Here is a 12860-nt window from a genome sequence, read left to right as displayed (position 1 = left end):
GGTTACAGCAACTTCTTCTGCTGCAGCCATTCGGTCGCGACGCTGCTGGCATCCTGACCGTCCACGGCGATTTTTGCGTTGAGCTGTTGCAGCGTCTTCTCGTCCAGCGCGCTGAATACCGGCTTCAGCCATTCCGCAATCTGTGGGTACGCTTTCAGAACCGATTCGCGGATCACCGGTGTCGGGGCGTAAATCGGCTGAACGCCTTTCGGATCGCTGAGCGTCTGCAGACCCAGCGCCGCCACCGGCCCGTCGGTGCCGTACGCCATCGCCGCGTTCACCCCGGAGGTCTGCTGTGCCGCCGCGCTGATGGTCACCGCGGTATCGCCGCCAGCCAGCGACAGCAGCTGATCCTGCGTGAGGTTAAATCCATAGGCTTTTTCAAAGGCGGGTAAGGCGTCGCTGCGTTCAATAAACTCTGCCGACGCCGCCAGTTTGAAGGTCCCGCCTTTTTTCAGAAAGGCACTGAGGTCGGCCAGAGAGGTAAGCTGATTCTTTTCGGCCAGATCTTTTCGCACAGCGATGGTCCAGGTGTTGTTAGCCGGTGCCGGTGTCAGCCAGACCAGATGGTTTTTCTCCGCATCGAGCTTTTTCACCTTCTCATAGCCCTGGGCGGCATTCTTCCAGGCGCTGTCTTTTTCATCGTTAAAGAAAAACGCGCCGTTGCCGGTATATTCCGGATAGATATCCAGTTCGCCCGCCGTGATCGCGCCACGCACCACCTGAGTGGTGCCGAGCTGGATTTTATTCACGGTTTTCACGCCATGCTTTTCCAGCACCTGAAGAATCACATTTCCCAGCAACGAGCCTTCAGTATCAATTTTTGAGCCGACCCGCACCGGATCGGCTGCCTGTGCTACCCCGATGCTGAGCAGTAAGGCGCTGACGCCGATCCAACCCCGAATTCTGACCATGACCTTTTCCTTATCGCATTATCGCGTGTTGTTATAGCGTGATGTTTTCGCGAGGCGTCAATGGTGCGCCTGAGCGATCAGACTGCTCTCCTGCTTTCTGAGTCGATGCTGGCAGGGCGCGAAGCGGTAAATTCTCTGCCTTAAAAGCGTAGCCTGGCGCGGCGGTGATGCCGCTGACTTTCTCGCAATCTGATAACGATTTGAGATTATAAAATAATTTTATATAACTCAAATGAATTTACGTCTGGGCGTCTAAACGGCTATTCTCGAAAATCTGTTTTTATAATAAAAGACGCACAACATCATGTCCGACCTGACTTCTTCTGCCCATGTGGCGACTGCCGGGCGTTCGCCCGCCGGGGAAACGCAATGGATTCGCAGCGCCGCTGACGTCTCCCGTTTAGTGAATAGTGGCGACAGCGCCCGCAATAATGCCCGCATCGTGGTGGCGATTGCGCTGGGTGGCGTGTTTCTTGACGCCTACGATCTGGGTGCGCTGGCTTTTGGCATCAAAGATGTGACGCGCGAATTTCATCTTACGCCGACCGGCACCGGCATGATCGCCTCCGCGATTACCTTCGGGGCGATCGTGGGTGCGCTGCTCGGCGGCTACCTCACCGATAAGATTGGCCGCTATCGGGTCTTTATGGCCGATATGTTCTTTTTCGTCGTCGCGGCTATCGCCTGTGCTTTTGCTCCCAATGAGTATGTGCTGGGGGCAGCGCGCTTTGTGATGGGCCTGGGTGTCGGCATCGATCTGCCGGTGGCGATGGCCTTCCTGGCGGAGTTTTCGAAGCTGCGCGGTAAGGGGAATAAAGCCGCCAGCGTGGCGATGTGGTGCCCGACCTGGTACGCGGCGATCAGTATCTCCTATCTGCTGGTGCTGCTGCTCTATGCGGTATTGCCGGAGAGCCATACCGACTGGCTGTGGCGGCTGATCCTTGGGTTTGGAGCCGTGCCGGCGATAGTCATTATCGCTATCCGCAGTCGTTACATGAGTGAGTCGCCGGTCTGGGCGGCCAATCAGGGCGACCTGAAAGGGGCGGCGGCGATCTTACGCAGCGCATGGAATATCAACGCGCAGGTGGCACCCGATGCCGCGCTGACGCCGGTTACACCGGTGCGCAGGGCGAGCTGGCGCAACTATGGTGCGCTGCTGCAGGGCGTCTATCGCCGCCGCACGCTGCTGGCGACCATTACCTCTATCGCCTCATCCTTTGCTTATAACGCCGTCGCATTTGGCCTGCCGGTGATCATCACCAGCTTTTTTGCCCAGTCGATGCTGACCACGATTCTGGTGTCGCTGGCGCTGAATCTGCTGTTCGCCTTTGTGGGCGGGCTGCTGGCGGTGCGTCTGGTGCCGCGTCTGGGTGCCTGGAAGATGTCGGTGGCGGGTTACAGTTGTCAGTGTGTGGCGCTGCTCGGACTGGCGCTGATTGGCCGCCCGGAAGGGGGGCAGGAAGCGGCTGTCGCGATCGGGATGCTGGCGCTGTTCCTGTTTGGCCAGGGATTCGGGCCCGGCTCGCACACCATGACCTTTGCGTCACTGAGCTACCCCACGTCGCTGCGGGGTGTGGGCGTCGGCTTCAATCAGACGCTGATGCGCGGCAGTTCGACCGTTTCACTGTTTCTGTTCCCGGTGCTGGTTGCGGCGCTCGGCACCGGCGTGTTCTGGGTGATCTTCCTGGCCCCGCTGGCCGGACTGCTGGCCCTGCTGGCCATCCGCTGGGAACCATCGGGCTATGATGTGGATGCAGAGGATTTTGAGCTGCCGCGATAATCCGCGCTGAGGGCGTGGACAGAGCGCAGGAAAACCGCACCTCAGTGCGGTTTTTTTATGCCGTAACGGCCGGGAAAGGAAACTGCTCCAGATAGTCCGGGATACGCGGGAAGGTATGCAAAAACCACGGCGTGAACTGCTCTGGCTGCTGCTGCATCTGCTCTTCAATCAACGCCATCGGGCGATAATCGAAGGCGTCCGCTTCCTGCGGATTGAGCTGCGGCAGGCTGTCGCAGACGGCAAAAAAGACGTGACCATATTCATGCTCGGTCAGGCCATTACTCAGCTTCAGGTTGTAGCTCAGCTCAAACACCGGCGTCAGCGTCACCACCATGCCCATCTCTTCGCGCAGGCGGCGTTCAGCGGCGTCACGGGTCGATTCATGAGGATACGGATGCCCGCAGCAGGTATTACTCCACAAGCCACCACAGTGATATTTATCGCTGGCGCGCCGCTGCAGTAACAGCTCCTGCCGGGAATTGAAGACGTAGACCGTCACCGCGCGGTGCAGTAGTCCTTTTTCATGCACTTCCAGCTTTTCCATTTTGCCGGTGGGACGATCGAGGTGGTCAACGAGGATAACTTCAATAGCAGACATGGCGTTTCCTTGAGATTATTCTCAACTATTCTGGCACAAGATTCGGGGTTTGGGCGTAACAGAAAGGAATTTTTACCCTTATCGGGCAGAGGTAAGCGGATGACGCCAGACGAAAATCAGGCCAGCAACGCTGGCCTGAGGAAGAATTACAGCCGGAAGCTCTGCACCACCTGCTCAAGCTGGGTACTCTGCGCCTCCATCGCCTGAGCCGCAGCGGAAACCTGCTCGACCAGCACGGCGTTCTGCTGGGTGGTGCCATCCAGCTGCGTAATCGCCACGTTAACCTGCTCGATCCCCATGCTCTGTTCCCGGCTGGCTGACATGATCTCGCTCATCAGCGTCGTTACGCTGCTGACGCCCTGCATCAGCTCATCCATCGTCTGACCCGCCTGCTCCACCAGCGCGCTGCCGGTATCAATGTTCGCCACGGACTCTTCAATTAACTTTTTAATCTCACGCGCCGAATTGGCTGAGCGCTGCGCCAGGTTACGCACTTCTGACGCGACCACCGCAAAACCGCGCCCCTGCTCACCGGCACGGGCTGCCTCGACGGCGGCGTTCAGCGCCAGGATATTGGTCTGGAACGCGATGCTGTCGATCACGCTGATGATGTCGACCACTTTACGTGACGAATGGTGGATCTCGCCCATGGTGGTGACGACCTGACGCACCACTTCTGAACCGCGTGCGGCAACCTGCGAGGCATCGCCCGCCAGCTGGTTGGCGTGAGTGGCGTTATCGGCGTTCTGACGCACGGTGCCGGTCAGTTGCTCCATCGACGCCGCCGTTTCCACAATCGAGCTGGCCTGATCTTCAGTGCGCGAAGAGAGATTGGCGTTGCCGCTGGCGATCTCGCGCGACGCGGCGGTGATCGCCAGCGCGCTGTCGCCCACCTGCTGGATTAACCCCTGCAGATAGCTGATGAACTGGTTAAAGCTCTGCGCAACGGCATTGAACTCCGGGCTGTTGCTGGCGGGCAGACGCTGGGTCAGGTCCGCGCCGCCGGTCGACAGCGCTTCGATGTTGCTGTTCAGCACGCTGAGACGCTTCATCATGGCGCGGACAAAGCCCAGCGACACCAGCAGCAGGATCACCGCCAGCGGAATCTGCACCAGGCCCAGACGCGTCAGCATGTTGTGCGACTGCGCTTTCAGCAGGCTGGTCGGCAGGCTGCTGGCAAGAAACCATGGGCTGCCGGGAATGGCCTGCAGAAACAGCGTCTGCTCGCCTTCGCTGCTGTCATAGGTGGTTTCCAGTGGCTGGGTGCCCGCCCCGCTCAGCAGCGCTTTCAGGGGCGCTGCCATCGGCGTCTGCACATCGGCCAGGTTCTCCAGCTTCGGCGCGGCATTCACCAGCGCACCGTTACCGACAACTTTGCCATCCGCTTCGACGATCAGCACGTTGCCCTGGATGGTTTCGCCCATCTGCTTCGCCAGCTGGTTAAAGAATCCCAGCGTCACGTCGATGGTTGCCACCCCCCAGACGGTGCCGTTGCGGTAGATCGCCATGGCACAGTTGGTTCGCGGCTGTGGGCTGGCAGCATCCTGATAGGCTTTTGCCCAGGCGCACTGCCCTTTCGGGGCGGCCAGGCCATCCTTATACCAGGGTTGCTCCCAGTATTTGTCGGCGGCATCGGAGTTCCAGTAGGTATTGACCTGCAGTTCGTTGCTGGCATTGCGGGCAAAGAAGCTGCTGTTTTTCTCTTTGGCGGGATCGCGACGATTTGGCAACGGCCAGATGCCGCCGCCGAAGACATTACTGTCCTGATACTGGTTAACCAGCGTCGGTAGCAGGGTGTCGATGGTGGCGCTGTCCATGACGGAGGCCGCTTCGGTAATCGCACGCTGCTGAGCCTGAACGCGGTTCATCTGCTCGACGATACCGGAGGCCAGTGAATCGACCTGATAACGCACCAGACGGCTTTCGCTGTCGACCAGCTGCGGTGCGACAAACTGATTGATGACCCAAACTGTAACGAGTAAAAGCGCAACAAAGAACGCGATCATTGTTGCGGTAAAGCGGGATTGTGTTGTTTTAAACATCTTTGTTCCCCTGAACCTGGTATGGCGCGATTGCCTGATCCGGGTTAACGGCTCGCTTACGGGGAACTTGAGGTGAGCGGGATCACAGAATTGATAAATGTTTAATTTTTGTGAAAATTTAATTTCATTGCGGGATTATAACCTCCCCGGCCCGAGCCGGGGAAGGGGCGGAGAGGCCTGTTTTGCCTGGCTTAGCCTTCTGAATCGACAACCTCCTGACGCGGACGGAAGATGTGGTTACTGCCGCCAGCGGTTAACAATTCCCGTAACTTCTGACCGCCATGCTCATCCGCCTGGGCGAACTGCCGCTCCGCTTCGGTGATCGGCGTGGTCCAGAGCAGTGTGGGACGATCGCCATCGCGCTTGGGCAGTTTAAACTGTGCCGGTTCGCTGGCCAGCTCATTTGCCAGCAGGAAGCTCTCAAAGCCGACCGGCGCGACTTCCGATGCCAGCGTATGCCCCTCCCCCAGCCAGGTGAGGCGCGCCCACGGCAGATGCACAAACTCCGCCAGAGCACTCGCCATCTGCACCGCATTGCCTTCGGTCATGACCTCGCCATCCACCGCCATCCCCAGCTCGATACGGCGATACTGCGGTGCCAGCTCATCAAACAGGTAGTCGACCTGCGGCATCGGCCGGATGCTCATGCCAATCGTCAGGAAGTACCAGACACCCTGATGCCAGTGCTGGGAGATCGCCATCGGCGGCCAGCTCCCCTGATCGATCGCGTAATATTTCACCGACTCGCCAAAGCGGCTCTGATAGCAGGCCATGAGATCCTGCTGAACCTTGTCCCACTCGCTGCCATCGTGCCATTCGCGCCAGAACTGACGCTGCTGCTCTGCACGGGCATAGTAGTCATTGGTCGAGGCCGAACCCAGCGGGGCCGTCAGCCGGTTCTTTTTGATGCAGCCCGCAGAGAAGCTGACCTGCTTATCCTGGTAAAGACTCCAGCCGGGGATCACCGCCAGCAGCTGACCGTAATACCAGAGCGCCGCGCCATCATCGCTCGGCTCCCAGAGAACCTGCAGCCCGGCGGGATTCAGTGCAGGCTCCGCTTCCAGGTTACGGCAATATTCGGCGCTGAGCAGCGGCGCAATGCCCTGCTCCATCGCCTCGCGATCTTCCTGCGCCGGTGCGGGCAGCAGGTTTCGCAGCCAGCAGCCGCGCACCGCATACTGACTGCGGAACAGGTCGGTGGGCCAGATGTAAAAATAGGCGGTGCGCGCATCCTGTTCGACAATAGCGGTGAGGGTGCGCTGCTGATTGTGGACTTCAGCAATCAGGGATTTGTACGTCATAGTGCCTCGACAAAGCCTGGAGGAATCCATTTTCCCCGAGAATAGAGCAGGATCGTGACTGCTGCACGCGGAGACAAGGGTAATAGTCTCAAAGTGGGAAGGATGGACGGAGACGACACGAATTTCACTGCGTCGGCGACCTTTCCTGATGCCGGCCCCCAGCTCAGCAGGGTCATAACAGGATTATTCGATGAAGCCACTGCCAGATTGCCGCAATCGCCCCGTGATCCCGATCAGCAAATCGACATCTTCAGGTGTCAGCCTGTCGAGAAAATGTTGCCTGACACTCTCAGCATGCACCGGTCGCGCTTTTGCGAGCGTCTGACGCCCTGTATCTGTCAGGCTGACCGAAATGCCAGCCGGGTCATGACGATTTCTCAGCACAAGTTGCCGGGAAGCCATGCGTGAAAGCTGGTGTGAAAGCCGGGACTTGTCCCACTCCAGGTATTCCAGCAACTCACGCTGAAGCAGTGCGCCCTGCGGACTTTTACTGATTTCCATCAGAATCATGAAATCCGCGCCGGACAGACCGGTGGCCTCAGTAATATTTTTGACAATACGACCCGTTATGACTTCTGCAAGCCGGCGGTAACCCCGCCATGCCATCCACTCTTTATCTGAAATCCCGGTGCTATCCATCTCTGTCTGACCCTTCAGGTTGATATGTCAACTTTGTGATTATAGAGTATACACTCCACAGCAGAGAGAAATCCCTATGCCGAACAAACCGAATATCGCGATTGTTGGTGGTGGTCCAGCCGGACTCACTGCGGCCGTCATACTTCAGCGCAATGGTTTTAACGTCCAGGTGTTTGAATATAAGTCAGGGGATGCTGAACGAAACCAGGGAGGATCGCTGGATTTGCATCCTGACAGCGGTCAGGAAGCTCTGCGCAGAGCGGGCCTGCTGGAACCCTTCATAAAAATAGCCAGACATGAGGATCAGGAAAGCCGGATGCTGGATTACCGCACCGGAGAGGCGGTAGATGACAGCCTGATGCCGGAAGGTGAAATCGATAAACCCGAAATTGACCGCGGTGAGTTAATCAATTTGCTGCTGAGTGCCCTTGCGCCAGAGTCCCTCCAGTGGGGGCATAAGCTTCATCACGTCGATACGGGCCTGAATGGCAGGTACAGGCTGATTTTCGGAAACGGAAGAGATTCTGAGGCAGATATTATCATCGGTGCGGATGGGGCCTGGTCACGGGTAAGAAGCTACCTGACGCAGACGCGTCCTGAATACACGGGCATCACCTTTTTTGAAGGCTGGATAGATCGCCCCTCCCGACGAATCGATGGTATCGCTGGAAAAGGAACCGCTTTCAGCTTTGGCGGGGCGGAGGCTTTGGTCACACAGCGCAACGGGGGCGGAAGGATCTGCGTTTATGCGGCGATGAAAAGAGATATTGAACGTATTGAGCGGGATAGTGCGTGCAGCGATATCGCTTCATATGTGCGAGACGCTTACCGGGAGTGGGCTGATGCCCTTCAGGCCGTTGTTAATGCCCCTGCTGAATATGTCAGACGTCCCATCTACAGCCTGCCTGCGGATTTTAACTGGACACCGCGTCCGGGCATCACGCTCATTGGGGATGCTGCTCATCTGATGCCACCGGTCGGCGTCGGTGTCAATCTTGCCATGCTTGATGCCACTGATGTCGCCCTGGCCATTTGCGCGTCATCAGAACCGTTCGATGGATTACGCAGTGCGGAAAAAAAGATTATGGAACGCGCGCACGGCATGATGCCCGATGCCCTGTCTGGTTTTCAGAACTGGTTCAGCGAAAAAGAGTAAACCGATGGCCTTATAAAAGCCGTTTGCGCATAAACAGACTCAACGGGTCGGGCATATAGGGTGGGAACGCCTCGCATAGTGCGTACCCGCATCGGCGATAGAGTGCGATAGCCGGTTGCTGATGAATCCCGGTTTCAAGCCGCAGTTCGCGTAAACGGTTTTCTGAAGCTATCGTCTCAATGGCGGCGATGATCTGCTCGCCGAGCTTCCTGCCCCGGTAGGCCGGCCGGATATAAACCCGCTTGATCTCCGCAAAGCCCGCCTCCTGAAAGAGTAAGGCCCCACACCCTGCCGACAAGCCCTGCTCATCACGAACGATAATGCACTTCAGCTGCTCATCACCGACGGTTGAGAGATCCAGACAGTGATTGCTTTCTGCCGGATAGAGTTCGCGCTGAAAAGCGTCGAGTTCGCCGACCAGGCGCACCAGGTCGCTATCCCCTTTATCGACTTCTGAAATGCTGAACATCTGTTCTCCCCGTCAAAGGTCGCTTCCGGAACGACTCTGCCCGTTGATTTACTTCAGCTTAACGCCTTTTGTTTCTGGTGCCATCCAGACCACAATCATCGCGGCGACGAAGGCCAGCACGGTGGTGGCCAGCCCGGCGGTGAAGCCGCCAATGCTGGCCACATAGCCGATGAGCAGCGGCGCGATAAAGCCGCCCAGACGCCCCCCGTTGTAAGCCAGGCCCATCAGAAAGCCGCGTGACTGGGTGTCGCCAATAATCTCGGCCAGGAAGGGGCCGGAACCGGCGAAAATACCGTTAACCCCGAAACCGGCCATAAAGATGGCCACCATGAGAATCAGCGGCTGCGTCGTCACCAGATATAATCCGACCGCGACCGCACCGATCAGGAGATAGAGCAGAAACATCGGCCGGCGTCCCCATTTATCGGCCATGAGTGAGAACACCAGGAAGCCAGCAATCGCACCGGTCTGCAGGGCCAGCACAAACTTCAGGCTGTGAAGAAAATCGAGATGCTTCACTTCACGAAGGTAAGTGGGCGTCCAGGTGAAGACCCCCCAGAACAGATACTGAATGAAGAAGATAAAGGTAAACGCCAGCAGCAACCCTTTGATATTCGTTTTGCCGGCGCTGGCCTTTTTAGTCTGCCGCTGTGCGCGTTCCTGCTGGCGCGCCAGCCATACCGGCGATTCGGGCGTAATGTACGCAATCACCATCATGATAAAAACCGGCAAAGCGCCAATCATGAACAGGTAGCGCCATCCCCCGTGTTCCAGCCCACCGGTCATTGCCGTGACCAGTGCCGTCAGGCCAATCGCCAGGATTGCGCCCACCGGTAGCCCCATCTGCATCAGCGCGCCGCCGCGCGCACGGCGCTCCGGACGCCAGGTTTCAGCGATGAGCGCCGCGCCTGATGTCCACATCCCGCCCATACCGAGCGCACCGCAGAATCGCAGCAAGGTAAAGATCTGCTGATTGTGGGAAAACGCCAGCAGACCGGAGAAAAGCGAATAGATGGCGATGCAGATCAGGGCCGTTCTTACGCGTCCGATTTTATCGGCCACCAGCCCGAAGAGGATGCCGCCAATGATCTGCCCGCCAGCCGTGGCGCTGATAAACACGCCAAGTTCCGTTTTGCCGAGGCCAAATACCACGCCCAGCACGGGTAAGAGCAGAGAGAGCAAAAAAGAGTCGTAGCTTTCAAATGTCCACCCTAACCCGCCCAGCGCCAGGGTCCTTTTTTCAGCCGATGAATAGGAGAGCACTGAACCTGAGGCGTCCGCATCGAGAGGATGCGCCTCATGCACTTTTGATTTCATATTCATCCATATTCTCCAAGGAGGATAAGCGATAGGTTGATGCCGCGGTGCGCCAGAAGAGATGCGCCTGTTCGGCCGCAGAAGCCTGCTCCGCCAGCCTTTTGCAGGCATTCCAGAACACACCGTAACTGAACATGCCTTTGTCGACCGGGAAGTTGCTGGCAAACATGCAGCGCTGCACGCCAAATGCCTCAACCAGCGTTTCAAACAGCGGTTGCCAGGCCCGGGAGAGCGTCAGGGAGTCAGGTGGTGTGTCGTGTTGTGCAAAGGGATAGCCCATGACCGTCATGCCAAAACCGCTGATTTTGATGCGCACGTTGGGCAGCGCCGCCAGGGCGATAATCCCCTTTTTCCACGCCTGAAAAACGGCATCCTGTTTACCGGCATAAGGCCCCGTTCCAATCGGTCCGCCGCAGTGATCCACAATCACCAGCAGATCGGGCTGCGCGCGGGCCAGTCCGGCAATTTCATCGAGCTGAGTGTGATAAACCCAGACATCCAGCGAAAGTCCGTTGCGGGCAAGGCAGGCTGCTCCGCGCCGGAATGCGTCACTGGCCGCCAGACCGGCGGGCGGCGTGACGGGACTGGAGCTGACGCGGGGATCAGGATGCCAGGCCAGCGGATTCCGCATCCCGCGCAGTCGTCCTCCCGATCGCGCCAGCATAAGTTCCACGACGGGCAGCAGGTCGTCCCCAGCCAGCAGGCTGGCACCGCCAACGATGGCTTCACAACCTGCGGCTTCGCCATAGTGACCGCTTTCAAACATCGCGGCACAACCGCCTGCAAACTCGACCTCTCCGACGGGTCTGAACGCTTCAGGCCCGTGACGGCGCAGCATGGAGCGGCACTGAACATACACCGTCGAGAGAATCCGGTGTCCGGACTGTTCGATATCCTGGCTGAGCTCCGGTGCCAGATAGCGACCTGACTGGCGATCCCACAAATGATGATGCGCATCCACGACCGGAAGACCGGGCATCAGCGCCTCTTCATGATGACGCGCGAGCCACGCTTCCCGAACGGGCAGATGCGGTGCATTAACAATCTCCATAACGTCCTCTTAACCTTCTGATTAAAATCAGATCCCGACATTTTTCGCGTGGCGGACAGGTGAACAGACCTGAACCGCATTGTTTTATCTGATAAAACTCAGTTTTACTGAATAAATCCACTATAGGCTCAGCGGATAAAGTTCAGCCAGCAAAAAAAGGAGGCGCTTAATGTAAATACGATGTTAATCACAAATATTTTACTTTCAGGACACACCGCGCTTCAGAGCCAGCTGTGGCTCAGCGGCGGTGCACTAATGACCGGGAGCGGGAGAGAGGATGCGGTTCAGGGACGCCCCGTTTCGGGGGACGAGAAAGAGAGCGATGAAGAAAAGTCGCGGTGTGAAATCAGTAAAAACCGCGACGTTTCAGAACAGGCACAGATGCGTGTTCTACGCCTGACGGATGATAAATTCTGGTTCACAGGAGACAGGAAAATTCACCGATCTGGCGATAAAACAGACTTTATGGATCTCATGGTGAATAGCCGTGGCTGCATCAAGATTTGTCCCCTCTGCTACCGTGATCGTCGGTCTCAGCACCGCCGAAATAAAGCGCCCCGCCCCGCCTTTTGATATTTCACCTGTCGCTAAGGGAGAATCTTCATAGCCGAGAACCGTAATCCCGGCATCGGAAGCCAGATGCAGATACCAGAGCATATGGCATGCCGAAAGAGAGGATATCAGGAGGTCTTCAGGATTCATTTTACTGGCGTCGCCACCCAGCAGGGGATCATTGGAGCAATGGATGACCTCTTTCCCGCTGATGGCGATATCCCACGTCCTTGCATACGCTTTGTAACCCGACGTCCCCGTTCCCAGATTGCCGGTCCAGAAGATGCGCGATGTGTAGTGATGTTCCATTATTCTGACTCCTTTATTGAGGATAAAACGGGGAAAACAGAGCGGGAGCTTCGGCTGTTTACTCAACCACATTCTGTCGGGTGATAGAATCAGCACAATGAAAACGCGTGCAGGTCAGCTTCAGGTACGCAGCAGGCGTGGCTCTCGCATCACGGACATTTCCGATGACGCTGCCGGATGGGGAAACCGTGCTCGCTGAAGAACGTTTCTTTCTCATTCGCACGGAAAAGAGAGAGATTGACTGTTCAGGATGGAGTCAAAATGAAAAGCGCGTCATTGAGCATTACCACTGGTGGACAGCAGAAGAGCTGCGAGACACTACCGACACCATTTTTCCCCATGATCTGATCACCGACATCCTCTCCAGAGAGCGAGCCTGAGCAATCGCCTTTATCTCTTTAAGTTATTCCTGACGCGTCTTTTGACTGCGTAACCGCGCGGCAGGCCAGCTGTCATTTTTTTCGATAATTTTCAGTCAATAAGCAAACCGGCGTTCTGTCCGAACAGGCGGTTTATCCTCTCCGACGCCGATGAGTTTGCAGACGATCAGACAACCCGCCCGGCTGAATCAGCGCTCTCTGTCGGGGAGAGCAACCCCTTTATCTGTTCAAATCAGACTTGACCTGTAAATTAAAATATGTAAATTAGGGCGACTGCTCTAATTTTAAGATGCCAGCATCAGACAGCGTTTAATATCTGTTTATTTATCCCCTATCGGAAGTTAAGGACTGT

General features: G+C 57.1%; 12 protein-coding genes. 3 read left to right on the top strand and 9 right to left on the bottom strand.

Features of this window, described 5'->3' with window-relative positions:
* Positions 1 to 2: 2 nt before the first annotated feature.
* On the bottom strand, positions 3 to 914 hold the full coding sequence (osmF, locus tag AC1V0D_RS02325; protein WP_046101477.1) for a glycine betaine ABC transporter substrate-binding protein OsmF: 912 nt from the start codon (positions 912 to 914) through the stop codon (positions 3 to 5).
* 304 nt (positions 915 to 1218) lie between these two features.
* Here osmF and AC1V0D_RS02320 point away from each other — a divergent pair, with 304 nt between their 5' ends.
* The gene (locus tag AC1V0D_RS02320; RefSeq protein WP_111207696.1) at positions 1219 to 2694 is read left to right on the top strand and encodes an MFS transporter; all 1476 of its coding nucleotides are present in this window, start codon (positions 1219 to 1221) and stop codon (positions 2692 to 2694) included.
* A gap of 55 nt (positions 2695 to 2749) precedes the next feature.
* Here AC1V0D_RS02320 and idi read toward each other — a convergent pair whose 3' ends face one another.
* From idi to AC1V0D_RS02300, 4 genes are all read right to left on the bottom strand, one after another.
* Positions 2750 to 3292 carry an isopentenyl-diphosphate Delta-isomerase gene (gene idi / locus AC1V0D_RS02315; protein WP_009091282.1) on the bottom strand — a complete coding sequence of 181 codons (543 nt, stop codon included), beginning with the start codon at positions 3290 to 3292 and terminating at the stop codon, positions 2750 to 2752.
* 146 nt (positions 3293 to 3438) lie between these two features.
* On the bottom strand, positions 3439 to 5334 hold the full coding sequence (locus AC1V0D_RS02310) for a methyl-accepting chemotaxis protein (RefSeq protein ID WP_046101475.1): 1896 nt from the start codon (positions 5332 to 5334) through the stop codon (positions 3439 to 3441).
* A 191-nt stretch (positions 5335 to 5525) separates the two neighbouring features.
* Positions 5526 to 6635, bottom strand: coding sequence for a suppressor of fused domain protein (locus AC1V0D_RS02305; RefSeq protein WP_009091285.1), 1110 nt, complete (start codon positions 6633 to 6635; stop codon positions 5526 to 5528).
* Positions 6636 to 6818: 183 nt separating this feature from the next.
* Positions 6819 to 7274, bottom strand: coding sequence for a MarR family winged helix-turn-helix transcriptional regulator (locus AC1V0D_RS02300; protein ID WP_482906920.1), 456 nt, complete (start codon positions 7272 to 7274; stop codon positions 6819 to 6821).
* A 76-nt stretch (positions 7275 to 7350) separates the two neighbouring features.
* On the opposite strand from AC1V0D_RS02300, the gene AC1V0D_RS02295 reads away from it, so the two are divergent.
* Complete coding sequence (locus AC1V0D_RS02295) at positions 7351 to 8430, top strand: FAD-dependent oxidoreductase (RefSeq protein ID WP_009091289.1); 1080 nt, start codon at positions 7351 to 7353, stop codon at positions 8428 to 8430.
* Between the two features lie 10 nt (positions 8431 to 8440).
* On the opposite strand, the gene AC1V0D_RS02290 is transcribed toward AC1V0D_RS02295, so the two are convergent.
* The 4 genes from AC1V0D_RS02290 to AC1V0D_RS02275 form a co-directional block, all read right to left on the bottom strand.
* Complete coding sequence (locus tag AC1V0D_RS02290) at positions 8441 to 8899, bottom strand: GNAT family N-acetyltransferase (RefSeq protein ID WP_482906919.1); 459 nt, start codon at positions 8897 to 8899, stop codon at positions 8441 to 8443.
* A 48-nt stretch (positions 8900 to 8947) separates the two neighbouring features.
* Positions 8948 to 10222, bottom strand: coding sequence for an MFS transporter (locus tag AC1V0D_RS02285; protein ID WP_033736364.1), 1275 nt, complete (start codon positions 10220 to 10222; stop codon positions 8948 to 8950).
* A complete protein-coding gene (locus AC1V0D_RS02280; RefSeq protein ID WP_482906918.1) occupies positions 10197 to 11267 on the bottom strand; it encodes an amidohydrolase family protein in 1071 nt (356 codons plus the stop codon). The genes AC1V0D_RS02285 and AC1V0D_RS02280 overlap by 26 nt, the downstream gene beginning before the upstream one ends.
* 390 nt (positions 11268 to 11657) lie before the next feature.
* Positions 11658 to 12128 (bottom strand): OsmC family protein, encoded by a 471-nt coding sequence (locus AC1V0D_RS02275; RefSeq protein WP_140028253.1) that lies wholly within the window; start codon positions 12126 to 12128, stop codon positions 11658 to 11660.
* 164 nt (positions 12129 to 12292) lie between these two features.
* Between AC1V0D_RS02275 and AC1V0D_RS02270 the strand changes: the two genes are divergently transcribed.
* Positions 12293 to 12508 carry an NUDIX hydrolase gene (locus AC1V0D_RS02270; protein WP_482906917.1) on the top strand — a complete coding sequence of 72 codons (216 nt, stop codon included), beginning with the start codon at positions 12293 to 12295 and terminating at the stop codon, positions 12506 to 12508.
* The last annotated feature ends 352 nt before the right edge of the window (positions 12509 to 12860 follow it).

The sequence above is a fragment of the Pantoea sp. PA1 genome, assembly GCF_056856975.1.
Note: the sequence above shows the minus strand (reverse complement) of the source record. Positions and strands in the feature narration are given on the sequence as shown.

Excerpts from the sequence above, each read along its gene's own strand:
- osmF (WP_046101477.1), bottom strand. The coding sequence starts at position 914 with ATGGTCAGAATTCGGGGTTGGATCGGCGTCAGCGCCTTACTGCTCAGC.
- AC1V0D_RS02320 (WP_111207696.1), top strand. The coding sequence starts at position 1,219 with ATGTCCGACCTGACTTCTTCTGCCCATGTGGCGACTGCCGGGCGTTCG.
- idi (WP_009091282.1), bottom strand. The coding sequence starts at position 3,292 with ATGTCTGCTATTGAAGTTATCCTCGTTGACCACCTCGATCGTCCCACC.
- AC1V0D_RS02310 (WP_046101475.1), bottom strand. The coding sequence starts at position 5,334 with ATGTTTAAAACAACACAATCCCGCTTTACCGCAACAATGATCGCGTTC.
- AC1V0D_RS02305 (WP_009091285.1), bottom strand. The coding sequence starts at position 6,635 with ATGACGTACAAATCCCTGATTGCTGAAGTCCACAATCAGCAGCGCACC.
- AC1V0D_RS02300 (WP_482906920.1), bottom strand. The coding sequence starts at position 7,274 with ATGGATAGCACCGGGATTTCAGATAAAGAGTGGATGGCATGGCGGGGT.
- AC1V0D_RS02295 (WP_009091289.1), top strand. The coding sequence starts at position 7,351 with ATGCCGAACAAACCGAATATCGCGATTGTTGGTGGTGGTCCAGCCGGA.
- AC1V0D_RS02290 (WP_482906919.1), bottom strand. The coding sequence starts at position 8,899 with ATGTTCAGCATTTCAGAAGTCGATAAAGGGGATAGCGACCTGGTGCGC.
- AC1V0D_RS02285 (WP_033736364.1), bottom strand. The coding sequence starts at position 10,222 with ATGAATATGAAATCAAAAGTGCATGAGGCGCATCCTCTCGATGCGGAC.
- AC1V0D_RS02280 (WP_482906918.1), bottom strand. The coding sequence starts at position 11,267 with ATGGAGATTGTTAATGCACCGCATCTGCCCGTTCGGGAAGCGTGGCTC.
- AC1V0D_RS02275 (WP_140028253.1), bottom strand. The coding sequence starts at position 12,128 with ATGGAACATCACTACACATCGCGCATCTTCTGGACCGGCAATCTGGGA.
- AC1V0D_RS02270 (WP_482906917.1), top strand. The coding sequence starts at position 12,293 with ATGACGCTGCCGGATGGGGAAACCGTGCTCGCTGAAGAACGTTTCTTT.